19 protein-coding genes and 6 tRNA genes are annotated in these 25,480 nt (G+C 41.3%); 14 read left to right on the top strand and 11 right to left on the bottom strand.

Going from position 1 to position 25,480, the window contains the following annotated elements:
* Positions 1–14: 14 nt before the first annotated feature.
* From MSG37_RS01805 to MSG37_RS01795, 3 genes are all read right to left on the bottom strand, one after another.
* Positions 15–1,532: a tryptophan halogenase family protein gene (locus MSG37_RS01805; protein ID WP_248468850.1), complete on the bottom strand. Its 1,518-nt coding sequence runs from the start codon at positions 1,530–1,532 to the stop codon at positions 15–17.
* A gap of 79 nt (positions 1,533–1,611) precedes the next feature.
* On the bottom strand, positions 1,612–2,337 hold the full coding sequence (locus MSG37_RS01800; protein WP_248468849.1) for a SapC family protein: 726 nt from the start codon (positions 2,335–2,337) through the stop codon (positions 1,612–1,614).
* A gap of 80 nt (positions 2,338–2,417) precedes the next feature.
* On the bottom strand, positions 2,418–3,311 hold the full coding sequence (locus MSG37_RS01795; protein ID WP_248468848.1) for a sulfite exporter TauE/SafE family protein: 894 nt from the start codon (positions 3,309–3,311) through the stop codon (positions 2,418–2,420).
* Between the two features lie 499 nt (positions 3,312–3,810).
* Here MSG37_RS01795 and MSG37_RS01790 point away from each other — a divergent pair, with 499 nt between their 5' ends.
* The 7 genes from MSG37_RS01790 (at position 3,811) to MSG37_RS01760 (ending at position 14,238) form a co-directional block, all read left to right on the top strand.
* Positions 3,811–4,668, top strand: coding sequence for a transporter substrate-binding domain-containing protein (locus MSG37_RS01790; RefSeq protein ID WP_248468847.1), 858 nt, complete (start codon positions 3,811–3,813; stop codon positions 4,666–4,668).
* A complete protein-coding gene (locus tag MSG37_RS01785) occupies positions 4,669–6,156 on the top strand; it encodes a methyl-accepting chemotaxis protein (protein WP_248468846.1) in 1,488 nt (495 codons plus the stop codon).
* 25 nt (positions 6,157–6,181) lie between these two features.
* Positions 6,182–8,857 carry a family 20 glycosylhydrolase gene (locus tag MSG37_RS01780; RefSeq protein WP_248468845.1) on the top strand — a complete coding sequence of 892 codons (2,676 nt, stop codon included), beginning with the start codon at positions 6,182–6,184 and terminating at the stop codon, positions 8,855–8,857.
* A gap of 223 nt (positions 8,858–9,080) precedes the next feature.
* A complete protein-coding gene (locus tag MSG37_RS01775) occupies positions 9,081–9,980 on the top strand; it encodes a BadF/BadG/BcrA/BcrD ATPase family protein (RefSeq protein WP_248468844.1) in 900 nt (299 codons plus the stop codon).
* 67 nt (positions 9,981–10,047) lie between these two features.
* A complete protein-coding gene (nagA, locus tag MSG37_RS01770) occupies positions 10,048–11,181 on the top strand; it encodes an N-acetylglucosamine-6-phosphate deacetylase (RefSeq protein ID WP_248468843.1) in 1,134 nt (377 codons plus the stop codon).
* Between the two features lie 142 nt (positions 11,182–11,323).
* Entirely contained in the window at positions 11,324–12,520 is a 1,197-nt protein-coding gene (locus MSG37_RS01765) for a DUF5009 domain-containing protein (protein ID WP_248468842.1), read from the top strand.
* A 401-nt stretch (positions 12,521–12,921) separates the two neighbouring features.
* Complete coding sequence (locus tag MSG37_RS01760) at positions 12,922–14,238, top strand: sugar MFS transporter (protein WP_248468841.1); 1,317 nt, start codon at positions 12,922–12,924, stop codon at positions 14,236–14,238.
* A gap of 425 nt (positions 14,239–14,663) precedes the next feature.
* On the opposite strand, the gene MSG37_RS01755 is transcribed toward MSG37_RS01760, so the two are convergent.
* From MSG37_RS01755 to MSG37_RS01730, 6 genes are all read right to left on the bottom strand, one after another.
* Positions 14,664–14,739: transfer RNA gene (locus MSG37_RS01755), tRNA-Thr, on the bottom strand.
* 51 nt (positions 14,740–14,790) lie between these two features.
* Positions 14,791–14,866 (bottom strand) — tRNA-Phe (locus tag MSG37_RS01750).
* A gap of 805 nt (positions 14,867–15,671) precedes the next feature.
* A tRNA-Thr gene (locus MSG37_RS01745) sits at positions 15,672–15,747 on the bottom strand.
* A 51-nt stretch (positions 15,748–15,798) separates the two neighbouring features.
* Positions 15,799–15,874, bottom strand: a tRNA-Phe gene (locus MSG37_RS01740).
* Positions 15,875–17,016: 1,142 nt separating this feature from the next.
* Positions 17,017–17,092 (bottom strand) — tRNA-Thr (locus MSG37_RS01735).
* 51 nt (positions 17,093–17,143) lie between these two features.
* Positions 17,144–17,219: transfer RNA gene (locus tag MSG37_RS01730), tRNA-Phe, on the bottom strand.
* Positions 17,220–17,623: 404 nt separating this feature from the next.
* Here MSG37_RS01730 and MSG37_RS01725 point away from each other — a divergent pair.
* Together MSG37_RS01725 and MSG37_RS01720 are read left to right on the top strand one after the other, a co-directional pair.
* Positions 17,624–18,172: a cytochrome b gene (locus MSG37_RS01725; protein WP_248468840.1), complete on the top strand. Its 549-nt coding sequence runs from the start codon at positions 17,624–17,626 to the stop codon at positions 18,170–18,172.
* A gap of 122 nt (positions 18,173–18,294) precedes the next feature.
* Positions 18,295–18,867 (top strand): YceI family protein, encoded by a 573-nt coding sequence (locus MSG37_RS01720; RefSeq protein WP_248469135.1) that lies wholly within the window; start codon positions 18,295–18,297, stop codon positions 18,865–18,867.
* A gap of 89 nt (positions 18,868–18,956) precedes the next feature.
* Here MSG37_RS01720 and MSG37_RS01715 read toward each other — a convergent pair whose 3' ends face one another.
* Both MSG37_RS01715 and mutY read right to left on the bottom strand, forming a co-directional pair.
* Positions 18,957–19,235, bottom strand: a complete 279-nt coding sequence (locus MSG37_RS01715; protein WP_248468839.1) for an oxidative damage protection protein — start codon at positions 19,233–19,235, stop codon at positions 18,957–18,959.
* Between the two features lie 2 nt (positions 19,236–19,237).
* Complete coding sequence (gene mutY, locus MSG37_RS01710) at positions 19,238–20,302, bottom strand: A/G-specific adenine glycosylase (RefSeq protein WP_248468838.1); 1,065 nt, start codon at positions 20,300–20,302, stop codon at positions 19,238–19,240.
* Between the two features lie 249 nt (positions 20,303–20,551).
* On the opposite strand from mutY, the gene trmB reads away from it, so the two are divergent.
* The 5 genes from trmB to MSG37_RS01685 all read left to right on the top strand — a co-directional run bounded on the left by trmB (position 20,552) and on the right by MSG37_RS01685 (position 25,243).
* On the top strand, positions 20,552–21,265 hold the full coding sequence (trmB, locus tag MSG37_RS01705) for a tRNA (guanosine(46)-N7)-methyltransferase TrmB (protein ID WP_248468837.1): 714 nt from the start codon (positions 20,552–20,554) through the stop codon (positions 21,263–21,265).
* 50 nt (positions 21,266–21,315) lie between these two features.
* A complete protein-coding gene (locus tag MSG37_RS01700) occupies positions 21,316–21,642 on the top strand; it encodes a YggL family protein (protein ID WP_248468836.1) in 327 nt (108 codons plus the stop codon).
* Positions 21,642–22,556 carry a glutaminase B gene (glsB, locus tag MSG37_RS01695; protein WP_248468835.1) on the top strand — a complete coding sequence of 305 codons (915 nt, stop codon included), beginning with the start codon at positions 21,642–21,644 and terminating at the stop codon, positions 22,554–22,556. The genes MSG37_RS01700 and glsB overlap by 1 nt, the downstream gene beginning before the upstream one ends.
* A 578-nt stretch (positions 22,557–23,134) precedes the next feature.
* Complete coding sequence (locus MSG37_RS01690; protein WP_248468834.1) at positions 23,135–23,947, top strand: YggN family protein; 813 nt, start codon at positions 23,135–23,137, stop codon at positions 23,945–23,947.
* A gap of 354 nt (positions 23,948–24,301) precedes the next feature.
* Positions 24,302–25,243, top strand: a complete 942-nt coding sequence (locus MSG37_RS01685; RefSeq protein ID WP_220781900.1) for a LysR family transcriptional regulator — start codon at positions 24,302–24,304, stop codon at positions 25,241–25,243.
* Positions 25,244–25,480: the final 237 nt, after the last annotated feature.

The raw sequence follows: 25,480 nt of genomic DNA, 5'->3' as shown, positions 1-25,480 counted from the left end.
CTTTTGGGAGGCTGTTACCATTGTTGCCCATAAAGAGCTTGTAACTGTTGTTTATGAGGCGGAAAGTGTCGAGTGACAGTATTAAAGTAATGCTTAATACTATCGACACTAACGGCTTTTTCATTTACTAAAGGCTCCATCGCCACTTGATTAAAGCGTCCTTTACCAGCGAGTAAGCAATACCAACTTGGGGTCAAGTACGCTGTAAGGCTGTTGGTGTCGGCCAGTATTTGTTCTAAATCTCCAGTAGGTTGGTCCCATACATCGATAATTTTTCTCAATTTGCTTGAGCAAGTATCGATATTGCGAGCGTCAGACCAATACTGGCTATCGTCACGAGTATTTAAAAAGTAGTGAGCCTGAATATAGTCTTTAATCGCATCAAGCATGTTATTAATTTTAGTGTTGAAGCATTTTTTCTTCTGCTGGTTGTCACTAGAGTAACTGTTAATAAATTCCTCTAAAGTAAATTGCACTGACATTAGCGCAGTCGCTTCAAGTGGCTCGATAAAGCCCTGAGAAAGGCCAACAGCTAACACATTTTTATTCCAATGCTTTTCAACTCGGCCTAAACGCATAGATAAATGCTTTGCAGGCATTCCATTACAACTTACACCTATATGAGCCCTTAGTTCTGCTTCCGCATCTTCAGGAGTAATATGTTTAGACGAGTAAACATAGCCGTTACCATAGCGACTACTTAGGGGGATTTTCCATGCCCAGCCGCAACTTAATGCAGTTGACTCTGTGAATGGTGGAATCGGCTTCGTAAGATCTATGTTTGATGGGATTGCGATTGCACTGTCGTTTAGTAAGCCGTCAGCGTAGCTTTTATAAGCCGTTTTTAACGTCTTACTTATCAATAATGCACTAAAACCTGTGCAGTCGATAAATAACTCTGATTCAAGCTTCCGCCCTGATGCTGTTATTAGTTGTTTTATCTGATTACTGCTATTCATATTTACTTGGGTTACAGTATCGGATAGATGCACCACACCTAAATTTTTAGCTCTGTTTTTCAGGTATTCTCCTAATAAAGCTGAGTCAAAATGATAGCCATATTCCATAACACCATTTAGTTGAATAGTCGTTTTAGGAGAGCGGTTCTCCTTAGCAAGAAAACTCTGTAGCCAGTAATTATCTGGATGTTCATCAACTAAGAAGCCTTGGCGTCTTAAATCTGTATTATGGATAAATGCTTTACCTGTTTTAAGGTCAATGTTGGAGTAAAAAGGGTGGAAATAACTATTTTTAGATGAGGTTGATGCCCAATTTGGAAAACTAATACCACACTTATATGTAGCATTGCACTTTGGCATCCATTCTGATTCATCAATAGCAAGAGTTTCAAAAAAACGTTTTAATGCCGGAGTGGAACCTTCACCCACGCCAATTTTCGGGATCTCCACTGAATCCATTACAGTAATTTTGCAGCCTAAATGACCCCAAGCATGAAAAAGTAGGCTAGCGCTCATCCAGCCTGCAGTTCCACCACCGACAATGATTATTTCTTGAGGGGGAGCGGTCATCATAGTTAAAACCTATCTTTAGTTGAGAAAAGTAAGCTGCCGTCGGTGAAGAATTACATTACCTTCGGCAGACTTGGATATATTAGTGGGTTAGGTCGTATTTATTCTGTAGCTCGATAAGGCGTGATATCTGCTGCAGTGATACTAGATGTGCATAGATCAAAGGTAGCAAACCGTTAGCTTTTAATGAGAGGAAATCTTCGTCACTTAGTTGGTTTAAAGCCTGCTCATCAATAACGTAAACTCCATTAATATTAATCGGCTGTTTACTATTCAAAAGTTTTACTGTTAGTTGCTTTGCGGTGAATAAACTTTTTGATGCTAGTAGCTGGCAAACGTTTGTTGTTTGTTCATTCAAGGCTGCGATATCAAGAAGTGCTTCAGTACGTTTTTTTAAGAAGTCACTCTGCTCTTTGTTATCGTTAAAAAGGCGATTTCCTTGGTTTTCGACAGATGAAATAAGAGGGCTGTCAGTATCGACACATACAAGAACATTAGCGCCATCATTATCCGTTTTGACTAGTGAAAGAGGCGCATTGTTGAACCCCTTTGGGTAAACACTTGCTGGCCAGTTAGGTGTTTGACAATACAAATTTAAATCTGGTTTTATGCCCATCATTGCAACGGGGATAAACTGACCTGTTTCAGTATTTTTTACGAAAACAAGTGGGAACTCGGAAGCTAGATGATGGAACTCATGGAAAACCACCGGTATAAGGTGCTGATCAGAAAAGCGGCTAAAATCTTTAGAGTCGTTTATGCGCATTTGCAGATGGTGTTCAAAGTTCAGTGGAACGATATTTGCCATGTTGATTTACCTCTAATTATTATTTGTTTATTGAGTTTGACCTAAGTTTGAGTTTTTTATCTCAGCTAAAAAGTTGCTTCTTATTCCATTATTAATATCGCAACACCTGACAGAATGATCCAAGCCGCGAAAAATAGCTTTAATGTTTTTATCGGTAAAAATAGTGCAAGCTTTTTAGCCATAAGCGCTCCTAATACCGCCCCAGGGGCTGCTACGGCTACAACGCTAAAATAGGTATCGCTGTTGGCGCTAAAATGCAGCCCAGCTGTGCTCCATACTGTTGCGGCTGTCACAATTACGCCTGTTGCTACCGCTAACGTTGCTTCAACTCTTTTTAAAAGTAAATAGATAACAATGAGTTCGCCCACGCCAACGGACAACCAAGCGGTGATCATGCCGCCAAAATAAGTGATTGCCCCAAGAATTACCAAGTCCGCCTTTTTGATGCTAAAAGTTGGTTGTGAGCTATTACGCTTATTTGAGTGATTAAAGTGGTTAAAAAGAAGGGCGCAGCCAAGAGCAATAGAAAATAGGCTAAAAGATTGTTCTAGATTGTTGATAGAAGAAATGTTTAGTGCTTCTACAGTCCATAATCCAGCGATAGAAAGCGGTATTAATATGGCTAATAGAAGGGGGAGTTGTTGCCACTGTTGCTTTTGACTTTGCATATAATAGTGCAGCCAACTAATTGCACCTGTGGTCATGCCAAAACATTGTATTGCAAAAGATGTAGCCAAGCTTTGTTCGTTGCTAAAGCCTAAGCTATTAAAAGCGGGTATAAATATTACACCGCCACCGGCCCCAGTAGAGTTAGCAAAAATGGCACCTAATATGCCCAAGCCACAGTAGTGTAGGTATTGAGTTACTAACTCTATACCATCGGTTTTGCTATAAACAAATACAAACCAAAATGCTATCAACATCATAGCAATGGATATGTAAGTAATTGAATGCTCTTGCCGTTCTAGCCGCACTTGAATGTTAACCTCTAGCGTTATTTAAACCTTGCTCTCTTACTAAATAGCTTTGTTGAATTGACTCGATGTTATCAATTGTTGACAGCGTTGTCATGATATTGTTTCTTGCTTCTGTTTTATGCTTTGTAACCTTAGTTATACAGTTATTAAGTTTGTTCAGTTAAATAAAGAAATAAAAGTGTCAAAAAAATGTAGATATATTGTTCAAGTTTGTGTATGTTCATAAATGACAGCGTTGTCATCTGCTTGTGTGACAGGTTGTTTGTAAGGTCTACATGAAGAGGATGAGGTCTCCTACTTTATGTTTTTAAACAAACGAATATGTTTGTTACTCCTATATAGTCTCTCCCCAGAAACTATTGTGGGCCGAGTGTTTAATAGCACTCGGCCATTTTTTTCAAAAGGCCATAATAATTATAAGCTTAAAGATATTTTTACCTGCTATAGCATCGAAGCGTTAACGTCTATTTTCAGGTTTTAAGTGGAGTACTAAAAGATGATTAAAACACGTTTTTTCATAGTACTGATGCTGTTTCCAGTCCTTATCTCAAGTCATGCCGTTGGCGCAAAGACGGTAAACACCACCATTCCTGATAGCTGGCAATTACAGCTTATGAATGCTGCATTAAATAGAGTTGATAGTGAGTATCAAGTCACCGAAATTACCACAGAAATGAACCAAAAACGCAAAGTTGAAGAGTCGCTAGCGGGGAACATTGATGTATTTTGGAGTATGACCTCATTACCACTTGAAGAGCAGCTTTTACCAATCCGTATTCCAATCTTTAAAGGCTTGCTCGGTAATCGATTACTTATCATCCGTAAAGAGTCGCAACAACAATTTAATGCCATTGCTAATCGCCAAGATTTTGCTGAATTTACAGCAGGGCAAAACCATTATTGGCCAGATGCCGACATTATTAAGTCTGCCAATTTACCTATCGTCACCAGCTATAAGTATAAGAACTTATACCCAATGTTAGAGGGGGGACGGTTCGACTACCTGGCCTTAGGCGCTCAAGAAATTTGGCAGGAGCTAAATAAGCACCCAGACCCTGCACTTAAAGTAGATGAGCGCGTACTACTGCAATATCGCTCTCCAGCTTATTTCTTTGTTTCACCGTCGCAGCCGCAATTAGCTAAAGATTTATTGCAAGGGTTAGAGGCCATGGTGACGGATGGCAGTTTTGATGAGCAATATAATCAGTACTTTAAAATCGAAGAGCTTTATGCAAAAGCTAATTTTAACCAGCGAGCTATTATTCGAATCGACACGCCAGGTTTACATAAGCTAACCCCGGTTAATCGCCCTGAATTATGGCTGGATTTGTTTGATATTGAGGGTGTGAATTAAATGAAATCTATCTCATTAAAAGTTCAGATTGGTTTAGCCAGCGCACTATTTATTGTCATTAGTATTTTATTCACGGCTGCCTATTGGCTGGAAAAATCTCGGTTGCAGCAAGAGTTTGTAGATTATCAAGCTAACTCATTAGCCAGCCTTGAAGTGACCTTGGCGCAGCCAGTATTCAATTATGATTTTGAGCAAATAGACGCGGTTTTATCTGCATTACTAAAATCACCGCAGATCTATGCTATTTCACTGCAAGACCATCGTGGCCAAGATATAGGTTCAGTGAAACAAAGTGCTGCAGTTAACGCTGATAATTTAAGCCAGCATACGCTTAACTTTACTAATAACGGTAAATCTACCGGCCAGATGGATATTACATTTTCAGCCTTATATATGCAGTCTGCATTGAGCGATTTATTAATGACTTATATGTTAATGGCTACCTTGATTCTATTGCTTAGCCTTGGCGCCATATACGTCATATTAAAGGTATTAGTAACAACTCCGTTGGCGCATATTGTTCATGCAATGGATGAAATAGCCTGTGGTGATGGCGATTTAAGTCATAAGTTACCTGTAGAAAGCCAAGATGAAGTGGGCCGGCTTGCCGCTTCATTTAATCAATTTGTCAGTCAGATCCATCAGAGTATTTCCAAAGTTAATGAGACCTCTGAACAGATCCTTAGCGATGCAGAGTCGCTTGGAAAACTATCAAGTGTTAACCATCAACGTGTTCAGTCACAGTTAGTCGATGCTGAAGCCGCTGTTACCGCGATGACGCAGCTAAATAGCCGCGCTAATGATGTTGCTGCTTATGCTGGGGCAACTGCAGATGCCGCCACAGATGCCGATAGAAAGGTCGAACATAGTTATAGTGAGTTTGACTCAGGGCTAGCATTAAGTGAGAGTCTTGCACAAGAGCTTACATTGTCGGCACAATCTGTTGAGCAGTTGCAGTTAGAAACCCAAAAGATTGATGAAGTAGTGGTAGTGATCAATGCAATTGCTGAGCAAACAAATTTACTAGCGCTAAATGCGGCTATTGAGGCGGCAAGAGCTGGAGAACAAGGCCGAGGTTTTGCGGTTGTAGCTGATGAGGTGAGAACCTTAGCAAGCCGCACACAACAAGCAACGGGTGAAATTCAGAAGATGATCCAGATGGTGCAGCTCAGTGTTAAAAACACAGTGCAAACCATGCATTCAAGCAAAAATATGTCAGATAAAGCTGTATTGCATTCAAACGAAATAAAATGCTTACTAACAAAAGTATCTGAAATTGTATCGAATATTAGCAATATGAACCTCGATGTTTCTGCTGCAGCTAAAGAGCAGACTGAAGTTACATCAAGTATATCCGTTAGCTTAAATGACTTAGTTGCCTCGTCTGGGGCGGCTTCAACGGATAGCGAAAGATTAGCTCAATCTAGCGATCGACTATTTCTACAGGGGGAGAGATTACGAGAGTTAGTTAAATCGTTCCGCTTATAAATAAGAATATAGAATAAGGAAAGTCATGAAGATTAAATTGGTCGTTGCAGCAGTTGCAATTGCAATGTCGGCAAGTGCGTGCTCAAAGAAGGAAGTCGATGAGCAAAGTGCCCCCGCGAGCGTTAGTGTAGAAGCCACTAACTCTGAGACTGGAATAACTCAAGCGCTGCTAAATAAAATGGGTGAAACATTGGATATACGCTATAGCGTTATCTCTAATGTTCCCGATGATAATTGTGACAAAGACGCAAGTGACGGCCGCTGCTTCCTCGCTGAAATTGATCTAACTTCAGCTATCGATATCGACAGTAAAGATTGGTCTATCTATTATTCGCAAATGCGGCCGATCCAAAGCATTGTTGGCGATGAGTTTGCGATCACTCGAGTGCAAGGTGATCTGCACAAAATAACACCTGCCGCGGGTTTTAAAGGCCTTAAAAAAGGTCAAACAACTACAATCCAATTTCGTGGAGAGCTTTGGCAATTATCTGAAATCGACGCTATGCCAAACTATTACATTGTTGCTGACGGTTTAGAACCGGTCATTATTCGTAGTACACAATTAGGCGTAGACCCTGAAACTGGGATGGAAGTACGCCCGTATGTTACCGCGTTCACTGACAGTGAAACCCAATATAAGCGCCGCGAGACAGATAAACTTGAATGGGCAACAAGTAGCGTACTGTACAAAAATAACCTCGACACACCGGTTAATGCTGCATTAGCTACTAATAGCATTTTACCCACGCCAACCAAGCTAGCAGTTAAAGCTGATAAGCCTGCAGTTTCATTAAAACCGGGGTTAAACCTGCTGTTCAATGACGTTGAACCGTCAGTTGTTGAAGCGGCTTTACAAAGGCTTGCACGTATTGGTGTAGGTCAAAGCGAGCAAGGTATTCAGACAGAGTTATTACCATTAACTTCAAGTACTGCTGCAGGCCAGTATCATTTGGATATTTCGGCAGACAAGATCCAAATCTTTGCCGCAGATAACGCTGGTTTCTCTTACGGTTTAGCCTCAATAGCGGCTTTAGTTGATGCCAATGAACTGACCGTCAGTCCTGTCATAGTAAGCGATTCTCCTCGCTATGACTTTCGTGGCATGCATGTTGATGTTTCACGTAACTTCCATAGTAAGCAGTTAATTCTAGATCTGTTAGATCAAATGGCAGCCTATAAGCTAAATAAGTTACATCTTCATATGGCTGATGATGAAGGTTGGCGTTTAGAAATTGACGGTCTACCAGAGTTAACAGAGGTGGGCAGCAAGCGTTGTCACGACCTAAATGAAGATACTTGTTTATTGCCACAACTTGGTAGTGGGCCATTTAGCGACGCTAAAGTGAATGGTTACTACAGCAAAGCAGATTATATCGAAATTCTTAAATACGCGAACGCAAGACAAATACAGGTGATCCCATCGATGGATATGCCTGGACATTCTCGCGCGGCGATTAAGTCGATGGAGTCAAGGTACCGTAAGTTAGTTGCCCAAGGTGACCAGCAAGCGGCAGATCAATTTTTGCTATCTGACAGCCAAGACGAAACCGTTTACTCATCAATCCAGTATTACAATGACAACACCTTAAATGTGTGTATGGAGTCCACCTTCACCTTTATTGATAAGGTGATTGATGAAATAGCGGCTATGCACAAAGCGGCAGGTGTGCCACTTGATTTATATCATATAGGTGCTGATGAAACCGCAGGGGCTTGGATTGAGTCTCCGCTTTGTAAGGCTTTTGTCGCAAATAATGACAAAGGAGTCACTAGCATGGACGAGCTAGGGGCATACTTTATCGAAAGAACCGCTAAGTTATTGGCTGATAAAGGTATAGAAGCTGCGGGCTGGAGTGATGGTATGAGCCATACTCGTCCGGAGAATATGCCAAGCAAAGCGCAGTCTAATATCTGGGATGTTGTTGCCCATGGCGGACACAAGCGAGCACATCAACAAGCAAACTTGGGTTGGCATGCGGTATTAAGTCAGCCAGAAGTTTTGTATTTTGACTTCCCTTATGAGGCAGACCCTAAAGAGCATGGCTATTACTGGGCGAGCCGCAATACTAACTCAAAAAAGATCCACAGCTTTATGCCGGGGAACTTGCCGGCAAATGCAGAGCAGTGGACCGATATTGAGAATCTGCCATTTGAGGCTGACGATACCATTCAAAAAGATGAATCAGGTAAAGTCACCAGTAGCCCATTAAAACAGTCTATCGGTTTTGCAGGGATCCAAGGTCAGCTTTGGAGTGAGACCGTCCGCAGTGATGATGTGGCTGAATACATGATGTACCCAAGGGTGCTAATGCTAGCTGAGCGAGCATGGCATAAGCCTGAATGGGAAGTGGCTTATCAGTATCAAGGCGCGGTTTACAATCAGCAGAGCGGTTTCTTTACTCAAGAGATGCGCCAAGCTCAGGCTGAAGACTGGTATCGAGTCGCCAACACTGTAGGTGCTAAAGAGCTGCTTAAGTTAGATAAAGCCGATATTGCTTATCGTGTACCGACTCCAGGTGCAGTAATAAAAGACGGTAAGCTGTTTGCCAATGTGATTTTCCCTGGGCTTGATATTGAATATCGCACAACTGGAGGCGATTGGTTGGCATATAAAGAGGGCATTGAGGTTACTGCTCCTGTTGAAGTGCGAGTGATTGCTGCTGACGGTAAGCGTAAAGGGCGTACTCTCGTTGTTAAATAACAAATGCCTAACAGGTGTTTATGTTAGGCATGTAAGTAATAACTAAGCTTGAACGCGGCAGCATCTTTGGTGTTGCTGCGTTTTTTATGTTTTGTTTGGCAAGTTTAAAAAACAAATGACAACGCTGTCATTATTGTTGTAACATGGAATTAACTTAGTGGCTTTTATATAAAGTCTACACCCATTCTGCAGTTGAAGAATGAGAACGATAAAGAGGTCTGTCATGGGCATGAGCCAGACGAAAGAAGAGTCCCTTTACATAGGGATCGACGGCGGCGGTAGCAAGTGCCGTGCAACTATTTACACTAGTGACTATCGTATATTAGGCACTGGAGTCGCGGGTCGCGCGAATCCACTTCATGGCCTAGCTCAAACGTTTCAATCAATTGAAGAGTCAACTCAGCTTGCATTAGCTGATGCAGGCTTAGCGCCAAGTGATAGCAAACGCTTAATCGCCGGTCTAGGTTTAGCGGGCGTTAATGTGCCGAGGTTGTATCAAGATATCGCCAATTGGCAACATCCATTTGCGAGTATGTATTTAACTACCGATCTGCACACTGCATGTATTGGCGCTCATCAAGGCGAAGAGGGCGCTGTAATCATTACTGGCACTGGCTCTTGTGGTTATGCGCGAGTTGCAGAACAAGAGCTATTTCTTGGTGGTCACGGATTTGCACTTGGTGATAAAGGCAGTGGAGCATGGTTAGGCCTTAAAGCGGGTGAGTGCGCGTTACTAGATCTAGATGGTTTTGGTGAGAAAACACTGCTTAGCCAACGCTTGTTTGATTATTTCGGCGTTAATAACGCATTAGGCATTGTTGAGAATTTGGCTGGCCAGTCATCAAGTACTTACGCCAAATTAGCAAGAGTTGTATTTGAAAGCGCTTCAGAAAAAGATAGTGTTGCTTTAGATATCGTTACTGAAGGCGCCGGTTATATTAGTGAGTTAGCTCGAAAACTATTTGCGATTAATCCGCCACGGTTTTCAATGATTGGCGGTTTAGCTGAGCCATTGTCACCTTGGCTTGATGAAGATGTGTTAGCTAAAACATCTCCTATTTTACAGCCACCAGAGTGGGGCGCAGCCTTCTTTGCAAAGCAGCAGCAGCACGCCAAAGCCTAACTAAATTAACTCTATGTATCGCGGCTTGATGTTATCGCCGCAGCATATTTTAGTAAGTGAGAATAAGATGAAACAGACGATAATTGCAGATCGCGTGTTCGATGGACAAAGCTTCCATACTGACTTGCCAATCACGTTTGAAGACGGCCATATCGTGGCATTTGATACCGCACAAGGTGCGAACGAGTCGCGGGTAAATGGTTTGATTACGCCAGGTTTCATTGACGTCCAAGTTAATGGCGGCGGTGGGGTGTTATTTAATGCGTCTCCAAGTGTGCAAGGCATTGCTGAAATTGGTCAGGCCCATGCAAAGTTTGGTACTACCGCTTTTTTACCAACATTAATTACTGACGATGTAAGTGTAATGCATCAAGCTGCTGATGCAGTTGCTGCAGCGCTTGAAGCGAAAACTGCAGGTGTCGTTGGTGTACATTTTGAAGGGCCGCATTTAAGTGTGCCTAAAAAAGGCGTTCACCCACAACCTTTCATTCGCCGTATTTCAGATGCTGAGTTAGATATATTCTGTCGCCAAGATCTAGGTATAAAAGTGGTTACTCTTGCCCCTGAAAATGTTTCTACAGATGTTATTAAGGCATTGGTCGATGCGGGTGTGAAAGTCTGTTTAGGTCATTCAAACGCTGATTATGACACTGTAAAGGCTGCACTTGCTGCTGGTGCCAATGGCTTTACCCATCTATTTAATGCAATGTCGCCATTGGATTCGAGAAACCCAGGTATGGTTGGCGCTGCGCTTGAAAGTAAAGATGCTTGGTGCGGCTTAATTGTTGACGGCCATCATGTTCATCCAGCCTCAGCGCGGGTAGCGATTAATGCAAAACCTAAAGGCAAAGTCATGCTAGTAACAGATGCTATGCCGCCTGTAGGGCTTGATGATGAAGTTAGCTTTGAGCTTTTCGGTACTCAAGTATTAAGAGTGGGCGATAGGCTTAACGCCGTCACCGGTGAGTTAGCGGGCTGTGTGCTTGATATGGCAGGCGCTGTCGCTAATAGCATTAATATGCTGGGGTTAACTCCTGATGAAGCAATACGCATGGCGTCGCTTTATCCTGCTCAATATCTTGGTTTAAGTGATAAAATGGGCACTCTAACGATAGGCAGTCGTGCTGATCTAGTGCTTGTTGACGATAACTATAAAGTGGGGCGTACCTACATTGGTGGTGAGCTGGTCTTTAAAGGTTAGTGATTGCTTGTGAATAAAAGACAAGTGTTAGCACTGTTAACAAGAGCTAGATAAAACAATATAAGCCTCTGTAGTGACAACTAAAGAGGCTTTGCTTTATCTTGATAAAGCCAAACTAAAAATAATATAAAAGGCAGTTTAGATGACAACAATAATTAATAATTCGTCAGCTGACTCTACAACAAACTCTGCTAAGGTTGCTGAACAAGCTAATAGTAAGCCGGTAAAAAAACTCAGATTAAAATCACTTGATGCACTACGTGGTTTTGATATGTTCTGGATCTTAGGTGGCGAAGCTTTATTTGCGGCTTTACTTATCTTGACTGGCTGGGCAGGCTTTAAATGGTTCGATGCGCAAATGCATCACAGTGCTTGGCATGGCTTCACCTTCTACGATTTAATCTTTCCATTATTTATTTTCCTTTCTGGTGTAGCCCTTGGCTTATCGCCAAAGCGATTAGACAAGTTACCTTTATCTCAGCGTAAGCCTTTATATCAGCATGCGATTAAGCGACTGCTTTTATTGCTGCTGTTTGGAGTGATATACAACCATGGCTGGGGAACAGGTGCTCCTTTTGCAGCAGGTGAGATCCGTTATGCTAGTGTGCTCGGACGCATTGCTTTTGCATGGTTCTTCTGTGCTTTATTGGTTTGGCATACTAGTTTACGCACTCAAATTATTACAGCTATCGCCATTTTAATTGGTTATGCACTGCTGCAAGCTTTTCCTTTCATCACCTTAGATGATAGCGGTGCGTTTAGCGCAACCGGTTCTATTAACGCAGCGATTGATACGCTGTTATTACCGGGTATTACATATCAAGGCGCAGCAGTCGATCCAGAGGGGATTTTGTCGACGATACCAGCTGTTGTAAATGGTTTATTCGGTGTATTTGTTGGCCACTTTATTGTGAAGCCCCATGTAAAAGGTGAGTGGTTTAAGGTTGGGTTATTATCTGCTGCCGGTGTAGCTCTAGTTGCTATCGGCTGGTTAGTCTCGCCGCTTATTCCTGTTAATAAGACGCTGTGGACTAGCAGTTTTACTTTAGTCACTGCGGGATGGAGTATTTTGCTGTTAGCACTATTTTATGCCGTTATTGATGTGCTCAAAGTGCAAAAATGGGCGTTCTTTTTCACGGTCATTGGCTGTAACTCTATCGTGATTTATATCGCTAGCAGCATAGTTAACTGGAAGTACACCGCGCAGAGTGTTTTTGGCGGCGTAATCAACAGCTTTCCAGAAAATGCGCAAACGCTAATGGCAGTAATAGCATTATTATTGGTGCAGTGGTTAGTGCTGTACTGGATGTATAAACGTGGTGTATTCGTAAAGGTATAGTGCTTTTCTGTTCGCTGAACTGAAAAGATAAGACTCTAGTTGAGCATTCGAAATTTAGAGTCTTAGTGCATGGCTTTACAAACTATACGGCGTTTTACTCATTAGATTGAGCACCCAAAGAGGTTCAGTTGATCGATTAAGATAGAAGTAGAAGGCATCAATAAAATAAAATGACAGCGTTGTCTTTTTTTTCTCAATGTTTTAACATCGATGAAACAATGGTCTGGTAAAGGGATAAATCAGACGATAGTGAGCAACAAGGATTGGCACTGATACTTAGTGCAATAGCGAAATAATAAGCAGGCAGCAGCCTGTAATGCGAAGTAACAGTTAATGAAGGATGGGATAGCAGTTTAATCTGGTATCATCAAATTAATTACTATAATAAGCAGGTTAAATACATGACAGCAACGACTCAGGCTCAAGCTAGCCCAAAGAGCAGTTTACTGCCTATGACCATTATAGGTGTGCTCTTTTTTATCTTCGGATTTGTGACTTGGCTTAATGGCTCACTTATTCCATTTCTAAAAATTATTTGTGAGCTTAATGAATTCCAAGCGTTGTTTGTGACGTTTGCTTTTTATATTGCTTACACTGTGATGGCATTACCCATGTCATCGATACTGAAAAAGACCGGTTACAAGAATGGTATGGCAATAGGCCTAGCCATTATGGTGGTAGGTTCGTTGCTGTTTATTCCAGCAGCACAAAGCGCTAACTATATTTTATTCTTAGGTGCTTTGTTTGTACTTGGTACAGGTTTAACCATTTTACAAACAGCGTCTAACCCGTATGTAGTGCATATCGGCCCGAAAGAAAGTGCGGCAATGCGTATTAGTATTATGGGGCTAATTAATAAAGGTGCTGGCGTAATCGTACCAATATTATTTACTGCGTTAGTGTTATCTGGTTTTGAAAACTTTACAGCTGAACATCTAGCCGCACTTTCTGAAGCAGAGCGTCAGGCACAGATCAGTGAATTGTCATCACGCCTTGTAATGCCTTACGTATATATGGCGATTGCACTTGCATTCTTGATCGGCCTAGTTAAATTTTCTTCTCTACCAGAGTTAGAGTTCGAAGGTGAAGAAGAGCATCAAGAAAAGGGCAGCATCACTCATTTCCCACAAGTGGTATTAGGCGCAATTGCATTATTTGCTTATGTAGGTGTTGAAGTTATCGCTGGCGATACCATTGGTCTATACGGTGAAACGTTAGGGGTGAATAATTTCGCTTCACTAACATCATATACCATGGTGTTTATGGTGATAGGTTACATCATAGGTGTGACTTGTATTCCTAAGTTTATTAGCCAAGAAAAAGCACTATTAGGTTCAGCGCTTGCTGGTATTTTATGTGTTGCTGGTGCAGCGCTAGGATCTCGCGAAAGCACTATGATGGCCGACATATTGTGGGGCTGGAGTGGTATTCCTGTTATTCCTGATACTGTGACTTTTGTAGCCTTAATGGGTCTAGCACATGCACTTGTTTGGCCAGCGATTTGGCCACTAGCGCTAGAAGGTCTAGGTAAATACACAGCCCAAGGCTCAGCATTATTAATTATGGGTATTTCTGGTGGTGCTATCCTACCGCTAGTATTTGGTAAGGTTGCTCATTTTGCTGACAATACTCAGATTGCTTATTGGGTTGGCTTACCATGCTACTTATTTATTTTATTCTATGCCCTAAAAGGCCATAAGATGCGTAGCTGGAAGTAATCCATCAAAAACAACTTGAAAAGGAGCCTTAAGGCTCCTTTTTTACATCTATAAAAAACTTTATGTATAAGCAGGTGTAGTGGTCAACTGTTCTTACTTAACTATTAGCACATGAAGAATGATTACACTAAGTATGATCGCAGTTGTACTGCTACTCGCTTAAAAGCCGCTATAAAAGCAGTTCTCTTAATCTAACAAGATTGATGATGTGAAATAAGATTGTCTGCTATACAGCTATTGAAGGGCTTTAATGAGTATTGGTATGAATGCTGACACATAAGTAGTCACATAAGTGGAACTGAAAAGTAGAATTGGACTAAAGCATAAGGGGCTTATAAAAGTTGTATCCATGCAATAATTGCGGCTGAGCCCCATGAATTTTAGATACAAAAAAGCCACTCGATTGAGTGGCTTTTTTGTTTTTATGGTGCCGGCACCAAGAGTCGAACTCGGGACCTACTGATTACAAGTCAGTTGCTCTACCAACTGAGCTATGCCGGCTTATTTGCTTAACAAGTTACTAAGTAAATAATGAAACTCATTAATAAATGTTGGTGCCCGAACCCGGAATCGAACCAGGGACACGAGGATTTTCAATCCTCTGCTCTACCGACTGAGCTATTCGGGCAACTAAGTATTACGTTAAGTAAATCTTAGATTTGCTACTGCAAACTTCTTGGCTTTAAAGCCTGTCTCGTTTGGAGTGCGCGTATAATATAGCGATGTTTTATAGCGTGCAAGTGCTTTTTAGAATGTTTTGCTAAGTTTTCTCAAATTGACCGCTCAATCGACGCATGATTGAGCATTGCGAATGAAATCTATACGAGAATGATTGTTGTAGCAGACATTGTTAAGTGGCTTTTATTAAGCCTAATAATTGCCAACTAGTGAGGTGGGTGAAATGTAACCAGTAAAGTGAGGGCTTATCTGCTTTTTTACTCGCTTATGGTTCCGCTGCTACTGATTGATTTTCATTTATTGCTGAGTAAAGTGATTTTGCGATAAATTGTTCTCTAGGCAAAATTACATTTGTTTGAGGTTTTGCTTTGGCTATATCTCTGGTGTGTATGTTTAAGTTGTTTATCTGCAGATTAGTACCCGCCGTGAATAGTCTGAATTTTGACTCATAAGATCTAGAACTGGAAAATCGCCAAACACAAACCAAATCTCGGTTTTGGGTTGAGTTAATACCAATTAGTATAAAGATTTGGTCGCTCTGAGTAGATTAACTTCTTATATTAATTGGTATAACACTCCGATTAGATCGAGGATCGCTCGCTAACTTTTAAGTTAATGTGTAATGAAATCATTTGGCACATAGCAATAGCTAGTGAATAGGTGAGGAGCGAAATAGTTAGCGATATCTAATTGATTCATTTAATCGAAATTTAGAAACAAAAAAGCCACTCGATTGAGTGGCTTTTTTGTTTTTATGGTGCCGGCACCAAGAGTCGAACTCGGGACCTACTGATTACAAGTCAGTTGCTCTACCAACTGAGCTATGCCGGCTTATTTGCTTAACAAGTTACTAAGTAAATAGTGGAACTCATTAATAAATGTTGGTGCCCGAACCCGGAATCGAACCAGGGACACGAGGATTTTCAATCCTCTGCTCTACCGACTGAGCTATTCGGGCAACTAAGTATTACTTAAGTAAACCTTAGATTTGCTACTACAAACTAGCTGACTTAAAAGCCTGTCTCGTTTGGAGTGCGCGTATAATATAGCGATGTTTTTTGTGGTGCAAGTGCTTAGTGGTTCGATTGCGCAACAAATAGACTTTATTGCTAAATTAGCAGTGTTTTAGTTATTTTTTGCGCTTTATCTGGCTTGGAATGACTTGGCTCGAGCGAATAGCAGTATATGTTGTGGTTGTTTTTTAGCTAACACTTGGCCATTTTATCGATGAGTAAGATAAAAGTAATATGCGCTGGGTAACATAAAAGCTATTTTGAAGTAATAAGCCGCTTGCTATTTGTACAGTGTTTTTCTGATGAAGCGAATTGTAGAGTTAGGGACTAGATTTGTGCGGTGGCTCTTTGAGCGCCTAAGTGGTTGATGCCTGGAAAGCTGAGGGGTATTTGCACAGAGAGGGGAGGTTAAGTTCTTCTCTAATTCAGTAACCTTATAAAGCGTGAATAATGGTAATTTAGCCCAAGCCATTTGCAGTGCTGCAACTGACGAGGGTGAAAATACAACCACTAAATGCAGCCCAAGATAAGTGTTTATTTGGATAAAATGGATCTTAAAGATTACCGACTTATACCAATCAGTATAAACATTTAGTCACTCAGCGAGAATTTAGCGGTTTTGAGGCAAGGTCATTAAATGCTGCTCGGTAACTGCTCCTGCGTTACTCTACCTCCTATATCCATATAGTCGTGCTTTAATGACATGCGCTGCATCTGACCTCTATGGATGGAGGGAATGTCTTATGTATGTTCGGAACATTAAAGACCATGTGGTTCGCAGCGAATGAAGAGCATAGTTGAACTAGGTTCAAGTTTCATCTTTGTTTGTTAAGAGTCACAGCATCAGAATCGCTAAAACTCGCCATTCTGGAACGTTTTTGGCTGCCTACTTCTGCGTTGTTTAGCTTTATAAGGGAATAACCATTGTTGCAGCTATTCGCTTTGAATTAATTTGCCAAAAATCGTTCTGAGTTGATCAAACTCTTATACTGATTGGTATTAGAAGCTGGAATTAAGGAATCTATTTAAACCGGTTCAAAAATAAGATACAAAAAAGCCACTCTATTGAGTGGCTTTTTTGTTTTTATGGTGCCGGCACCAAGAGTCGAACTCGGGACCTACTGATTACAAGTCAGTTGCTCTACCAACTGAGCTATGCCGGCTTATTTGCTTAACAAGTTACTAAGTAAATAGTGAAACTCATTAATAAATGTTGGTGCCCGAACCCGGAATCGAACCAGGGACACGAGGATTTTCAATCCTCTGCTCTACCGACTGAGCTATTCGGGCAACTAAGTATTACATTAAGTAAATCTTAGATTTGCTACTGCAAACTTCTTGGCTTTAAAGCCTGTCTCGTTTGGAGTGCGCGTATCTTATAGCGACTCAAAAAATCCTGCAAGTGCTTTTTTAGTTCATTTTGATTGTTCGGCTAGTTTGTGTTCAGTACGCTTTCAAATAACAATTAACTTCCTCCTTGTGTATCTGCATTTTGTTTGAAAAATCTTCATTTACAGCAGCTCTATGCCCGCTAATCGTTTTTGTTACTACAGCTAAACCCAAAATAATCATTGTTTGATGAGGCTTAAATGTCAGCCTTTCTAAAAAATCGAATAAATGTGTCTATATTTGCTGATTTTATATCCAAAAAGTTGTTTGTATGATGAATGCATTAAATAGATGCAAGGAAAGATATGTTACGCAATACAGAAAGGTCTTATGGGCTGCTAGCCATTTTTATGCATTGGGGATCAGCTGCCGCCGTTATTGGTTTGTTTGCGGTAGGTTTTTGGATGGTCGATTTAACCTATTACAGCAGTTGGTATAGAACAGCACCTCATCTCCATAAAAGTATCGGCCTAATTCTCTTATTGCTAACCATATTCAGGCTTGCTTGGCGTTTTTATTCAACAAAACCTGTTGAATTAGCAACCCATAAAAGCTGGGAAAAACGAGCAGGACGCTTAGCTCACAATATGCTGTATTTGCTTATGCTGCTGATTATGTTGAGTGGTTACTTTATTTCAACGGCTGATGGCAGAGGCATTTGGGTATTTGATTGGTTTGAGATCCCGGGTTTTGGCGAGTTAATTAGCAATCAAGCGGATATCGCTGGTGCAATTCATCAATATTTCGCATACGGGCTTATTGCTTTGGTTGTTATTCACGCTCTTGGTGCATTAAAGCATCACTTTATCGATAAAGATCAAACCTTGAGCAGAATGCTCAAGGTTAGGCGCTAATTTGATCTAACTACTCATTATCAGCAATTTATTCAAACACTTATTAAAAGCAATTATTCAAGCACTCATTTAAAAATTAAAATGAAATCATCAACAAAGGATAGAACATGAACACAAAATTTATGGCTGTTGCATTAGCTGCTTCACTTACCACTTCTCTGAGTATGACTAATTTAGTGCAAGCTGCAGACTATAAAATAGATACAGAAGGTGCCCACGCATCAATTGAATTTAAAGTTAGTCATTTGGGCTATAGCTTTGTTGTCGGGCGATTCAATCAATTTGAAGGTGAGTTTAGCTTTGACGCTGACAAGATTGCAGACGCTAAAGTTAACGTAACTATTGATACCGCGAGTGTAGACTCAAATCATGCCGAGAGAGATAAGCATTTACGCAGTAGTGACTTTTTAAATACTGGAAAATTCCCTAAGGCTAGCTTTGTGTCGACTTCAGCGATAGATAAAGGTGACGGAAATTTTGTTATTAATGGTGAGTTTACCTTTAATGGGGTGACCAAACCGCTAGCCATTGATGCGCAAATGATCGGAGAGGGACAAGATCCCTGGGGCGGTTATCGCTCAGGTTTTGTTGGCAGCACTGAATTTGCGTTAAAGGATTATGATGTAAAAGTCGATTTAGGCCCTGCATCGGCCAATGTTATTTTAGATCTTGTGGTTGAAGGGATCCGTTTATAGCGAATATAGCGAAATTATAGATACAAAAATGCCGCTTGTTTCGTAAGCGGCATTTTCAATTAGTACTTAGGTTAAAACTAATCGACTAATTACTCGTCGTCTTTTTGCGGCACGTAGCCTTCAATTTCAACGTCTTTACCTTCAAATAGGAAGTTGACCATCTGCTCTTCAAGAAACTTACGGTCATCAACGTTCATCATGTTCAATTTCTTTTCGTTGATAAGCATGGTTTGCTTTGATTGCCATAGCGCCCAAGCTTCTTTACTCACATTGTCAAAAATACGCTTACCTAACTCACCTGGGTAAAGCTGGAAACCAAGGCCTTCAGCCTCTTTGTTCAAATACACGCAATTTACTGTGCGAGCCATGATTACTCCTTATTTAATACTGAACCTAAGTCGGCTAACACTCGCTCTGTTGCTGCGGCTAAACCAACTTTAGGTGGATGGGGTAAGTTATACCAGACAGTCGCGGCTTGTTCCATGATCTGGTTATCGCTAAATTCACTAACTCGTACCAGTACCGGCTGAATATCAAGGTGAAAATGGCTAAATGTGTGTCTAAAGCCTAACAGTTCTTGCTGTGAATTAACCTTTAGTTGTTTATCTACTATATAAGCATCAAGTTCTTTTCTGTTATCAAACTGCGGAAAACACCATAGACCGCCCCAAATTCCTGCTGGTGGGCGTTTTTCTAAATGAACTTGTTGCTCTTGCTCTATAACGAGTAACCAAGCTGACTTTTCTGGGATCGCTTTTTTAGGTTTTTTGCCGGGATAATCAGTTTGGCGACCACTAAGTTGCGCCTTACAGTCGATAGCAACCGGGCAAGCAGCGCAGTTGGGTTTTGAACGGGTGCAAACTGTTGCACCAATATCCATCATTGCTTGGTTGTATTTTTGAATGTCTTTGACTGGGGTTAAGCTTTCGGTCAACTGCCAAAGCTGCTGCTCTACCGGCTTTTTTCCCGGCCATCCATCAATAGCACCGTGACGAGCAAGTACTCGTTTTACATTGCCATCAAGAATGGGGAAGTTGAGTCCAAGAGAAAGAGACAGCACTGCGCCCGCAGTTGAGCGGCCAATACCCGGTAGTGCTAATACATCATCAAAGTCAGTTGGAAACTCACTATCGAACCTGTCCTGCATAATTTGTGCGGCTTTATGCAGATTACGCGCACGGGCATAGTAACCAAGGCCAGTCCAATGATGCAGAACTTCATCTTGGTCTGCTTTAGCTAAGGTTTCAATATCAGGAAAGCGGGCAATAAACTTTTCAAAGTAAGGGATAACAGTTGCAACTTGAGTTTGCTGCAGCATGATTTCAGAAATCCATACTTTATATGGGGTTTTAGCCTGTTGCCATGGAAGTTGTTTACGACCGAAGTTGTCGTACCATTGGATAATGCGAGTCGAAAAAGTAGCAGTAGTTTTCATCGGCGCAGTGTACCGTTAGGCAAGCGCTTAAACAAGGCGAGAAAGCGGCTTTATCTATGAGAAAGTCGATAGTGATGAGCTTTAAAAGCAGCTAATTTATGGCAAAGCAAATGCACTACTCGCACAAACTGAGATTCTTGGTATAATTTTGCCACAATAAGGCTTGCACTGAAGGTTTAACTTTGGATAATGCCTTTCTTTTTTAAATAATAGCTGTCTAATGCTAGCGCAGCCTTAAGCGAGGGCAAAATGAGCGACGTAACAACCGCTGAATTCAATGAAGAAGGTAAATACCTTCGTAAAGTCAGAAGCTTTGTATTGCGTGAGGGCCGCCTGACTAAAGGCCAAGCTCAAGCAATGGAGCAACAATGGCCAATCATGGGTCTTGATTACACTCCAGAAGCTATCGACTTAGTTGAAGTATTTGGCCGTGAAGCTGATACCGTTTTAGAAATTGGTTTTGGTATGGGCGCGTCATTAGTTGAAATGGCAAAAGCCTCTCCAGAGCTAAACTTCATTGGTATTGAAGTACACAAACCTGGTGTTGGTGCGTGTTTAGCTGAAGCCGCTGAAGCTGGCGTGACTAACCTACGTGTTTACCACCATGATGCCATTGAAGTGCTAGAAAACAGCATTGCAGAAGGTAGCTTGTCACGTGTACAACTATTCTTCCCAGATCCTTGGCACAAGAAGCGTCATCATAAGCGCCGTATCGTGCAAGCACCGTTTGCTGAACTTATCCGCAGCAAGCTTAAAGTTGGCGGTGTATTCCATCTTGCAACAGATTGGGAAAACTACAGCGAGCATATGCTTGAAGTGATGACTGCTGCACCTGGTTATAAAAACCAATCTGCAACAGGCGATGTAGTTGAGCGTCCAGATCATCGTCCGTTGACAAAATTCGAAGCGCGTGGCCACCGTTTAGGTCATGGTGTTTGGGATCTTATGTTTGAGCGCGTTTAAGCACTCAGCAAAACATATACTTTAAAAATAAGTTACCTAGGAGAACAACCATGGCAGCAAATCGTAGCCGTCGCTTACGTAAGAAATTACGCGTAGATGAGTTCCAAGAGTTTGGATTTGATGTTAACTGGACTTTCAATGATTCAGTAACTGAAGAGCAAATTGATGCAATCGTTGATAAGTTTATTGATGAAGTGATTGAGCCTGCTGATCTTGGTTACCACGGTGGTGGTCACAAAGAGTGGGAAGGTATTATTGCAACTCAAGGTATTGGTAAATGTACTGAAGAAAACCGCGCTGCGGTTAAAGCTTTCTTCGACGCACAGCCAGTGTCAGATCTTGAAGTTGGTGAGCTTTACGATATTTGGTGGGGCTAATGCCTGAATTGGCATTACTTGAAGAGATCATCGACAAAGTTCGACCTCTTCTAGGACAGGGCAAAGTAGCTGACTATATTCCAGCTCTTGCCCAAGTCGATGCTAATAAGCTAGGTATTGCGGTGACAACATCTGATGGTGTCACCATAGGGGCTGGAGATTATCTCGAGCCCTTTTCAATTCAGAGTATATCTAAGGTATTTAGCCTAACTTTAGCGCTAATGCTGTATGAAGAAGATGAAATTTGGTCTCGGGTTGGTAAAGAACCATCAGGGCACTCTTTTAACTCCTTAGTACAGGTTGAGCTAGAAAAAGGCGTACCGCGTAACCCGTTTATTAATGCTGGTGCATTAATTATTGCCGACCTACTCCAAAGTCGACTGGGCGCTCCTAAGCACAGAATGCTTGAGATTGTCCGAGGCTTAAGCGAAAACCATCGGGTAGGTTACGACAAAGTTGTGGCTGCATCAGAGTATCAGCACAGTGCACGTAATGCTGCGATTGCCTATTTGATGAAGTCGTTCGGCAACTTTAATAACGATGTCGATACTGTTCTGCATAGTTATTTTCATTACTGCTCTTTGCGTATGAGCTGCGCAGATCTTTCTCGAGCAATGTTTTACCTCGCTAATTCAGGCAAAAGTCTTGCCGGTAAGCAGTTAATTAGCCCAGTGCAAAACAGGCAACTTAACGCGCTGCTCGCTACTTCTGGTTTGTACGACGGTGCGGGCGAGTTTGCTTATCGAGTTGGCATGCCGGGTAAAAGTGGCGTTGGCGGTGGCATTATTGCGGTTATCCCGGGTGACATGTCTGTTTGTGTATGGTCGCCAGAGCTTGATGCAAATGGCAACTCATTAGCAGGCACTGCCGTGCTTGAGGCTTTAAGCCAAACTTTAGGTCGCTCAATATTTTAATCATACCCTGTTAGCTTGTTTATCTGTTGCTTCTGCAAATTATACCAATCAGTATAAGAATTTGATCAGCTCAGAACGATTTTTGGCAAACTAATTCAAGACGAATAGCTGCAATAATGGTTATTCCCTTATAAAGCTATTCAACGCAGAAGTAGGCAGCCAAAAACGTTCCAGAATGGCGAGTTTTAGCGATTCTGATGCAGTGGCTCTTAATCAACAAGAGGGAGCTCGAACCTAGTTCAACTATGTTCTTCACTCGTTGCAAACCACATGGATGTGGTGAATGTCATTAAAGCAAGGAGCACTTAATGACCTTGCCTCAAAATCGCTAAACTCTCGCTGAGTGACTAAATGTTTATACTGATTGGTATTAGTACTCAGCTCGACAAATGTAATATTTGGCTAATTGTTAGGTTAATTGGCTAAATATTACATTCTCCTTAAGACCTCCAAAATAGAAATATTCCTCAATAAATAAGTAAAACCACATATAAACAACACGTTGTAATATTTGGCATGGCTTGTGCTTTATCTTGTTCAAGATTAAAAATTATATAAAGCGATAAAGGATTGATGCGATGAAAAAGTTACTTACCTCTGTAGGGATCTCCGCGGTACTATTTTCTGCCACAGGTTTACAAACTGTTGCAGCCCACGATACTCACTATGACTCAAATGAATGCGAAGTTTCATTAAATTACGATGTAACTGTAGAGCCTAAAAAGCTGATTGTTAGTGAAGTCGGCGATGAGAAGTATCGCATCGAAATGGATAAGCTATTTGTTAACGGTCAACAAGTCAGCTTGAATAGTCAGCAACAAGCGCTAGTCAGCCAATACTCTGAAAGTGTTTCAGCCCAAGTACCAGAAGTCATCACTTTAGTAAATGATGCGGTTTCTATCGCCTCTACTGCGGTTAGTCTTGCATTAACGCCACTGCTAGGTGATAGCGCTGGGGCACAAATTGATGAAATGTTAGCGGGTCTTGAAGAGCGAATTGAAAAGGTTGCTTATCAGCATGGTGATACTTTCTATCTTGGCGCTACAGAATCATCTCTTGAAGATGCATTTGGCGAAGAGTTTGAAAAAGAGATGGAAGAACTTGTGCAGAACTCACTCGGTAGCATGATGATGTCATTGGGCGCGCAAATGATGTCGGGCGACGGTGACAGTTTTGAACAAAAGATGGAGTCTTTTTCTACAAAAATGGACTCCGTCGGTGAAGAGATTGAAATGCAAATCGAACAACAAGCCAATGATCTTGAAGCTCGTGGCGAGGTTCTGTGCGACAACTTTAAATCTTTAGTGGTATTAGAAAGTCAGCTACGTAAAGAGATCCCTGAGTTAGCGAATTATCCCCTAGTTGAAACTAACAGCAAACTACTTGAATAAGTAATTTGCTCATATTGACCTCTCTGGACCGATACCTATAGGTATTGACTGTTGCCTTTGACTGTCTTGCAACATCCCCTGCATCCACCCTTTGTGCAGGGGCTTTTCTGTTATTTATCATCTAAATTGTTCTAATCCTACGTGATTACCATTACTTCACATGACATATTTGATGAGTTATGAGGAATTTTTGGTATACTTCTAATAATAAAAGCAAAACCATTAAATGGTTACATAATAAAAACCCTACTCTAGCGTACATATATTCACTTAAGATATTGTTTTTATAATGAAAACAGCATGTCTTAGCGATGGAAGTACTATTACTGTCGTAAACACCTTAAGGCGATTTACATGTTAGAACTTTTAGAACCAATCGCGATTTTCACCCATGTGGCTCGAGCGGGCAGTTTTAGCTCTGCGGCGAGAAAGTTAGGCATATCAAAGTCTAAAGTCAGTACCCAAGTAGCAGACTTAGAGCATAAACTTGGTGTTCAATTGATCCAACGTACAACCCGTAGTTTAAGCTTAACTGAAGCGGGTCAGTTACTTTATGCCCAAGGTGAAGAGTTATTAAGAGATGCAGATCAAGCTGTTGCCAGCGTTCATAATCTTAATGATGCAACACGTGGTGTATTGAAAGTCGGTATTTCTCAGTCTTTCGGTACTATGCATATCATTCCTGCATTGCCTGAATTTATGGCAAAGCATCCAGAGCTTGAATTACAAGTTAGCCTACTTGACCATAAAGTCGATGTAGTAAGCGAAGGCTTAGATCTATTGCTGACTATGTCAGAGCAGCTACCACTTGGCATGGTTGCAAGACCATTAATGAAGTGTCAGTTCCTGCTTGCTGCTTCACCATCTTATGTTGAAAAACACGGTGTACCGAATCGTCCTGAGCAGTTGGTTGATCATAACTGTTTGGTTTACCAAGGTGAGTGGCACGAGCACAGCATTTGGCAATTTAAGCAAGGTGATGATTATTGTGAAATTGGCGTAACAGGTAATTTCAGAGTCGATAACGCCCCCGCGCTAAAATCTGCTGCTGTAAGTGGTTTAGGTGTTGTATATCTTGCAAGTTACTTGCTTGAAGATGAGTTAGAAAAGGGCACATTAGTACCTATACTAGAAGATTGGCAATTAACTCATCACTTGCCTTTACAGGCAGTATATCCAAGACGTAAACATCTTGCGCCAAAGGTCAGTGCCTTCATTGATTTCATAAAAGATCATATCGGCACACCGCCATATTGGGACACGCCATTAAAAGAGTTGTATGCAAAACGTAAGTAAAATGGGGAAACATTGTTTCATAGTAAGGACAATGTAAATCCATACTAAAGTAGAAAAGACTTATAAGTATATAATTCAGTTGGTTACCTCTATAAAATACTTGTTTAGTTAAGGTGAAATTAAGCCTTAGCTAAACAAGTGTAAATCATTTTATTTGCACTTTGTTCTCAATTTAATACAATTGCTCGCAGTTGATTCAAAAGCTCTGAGTCCTAAACTGTAATCGAGAATGACCCC

This window comes from Shewanella sp. 1CM18E, from assembly GCF_023161665.1.
Classification (GTDB): Bacteria; Pseudomonadota; Gammaproteobacteria; order Enterobacterales; family Shewanellaceae; genus Shewanella.
The sequence above is the reverse complement of the archived record's forward strand: the minus strand, read 5'-3'. Positions and strand labels throughout refer to the sequence as shown.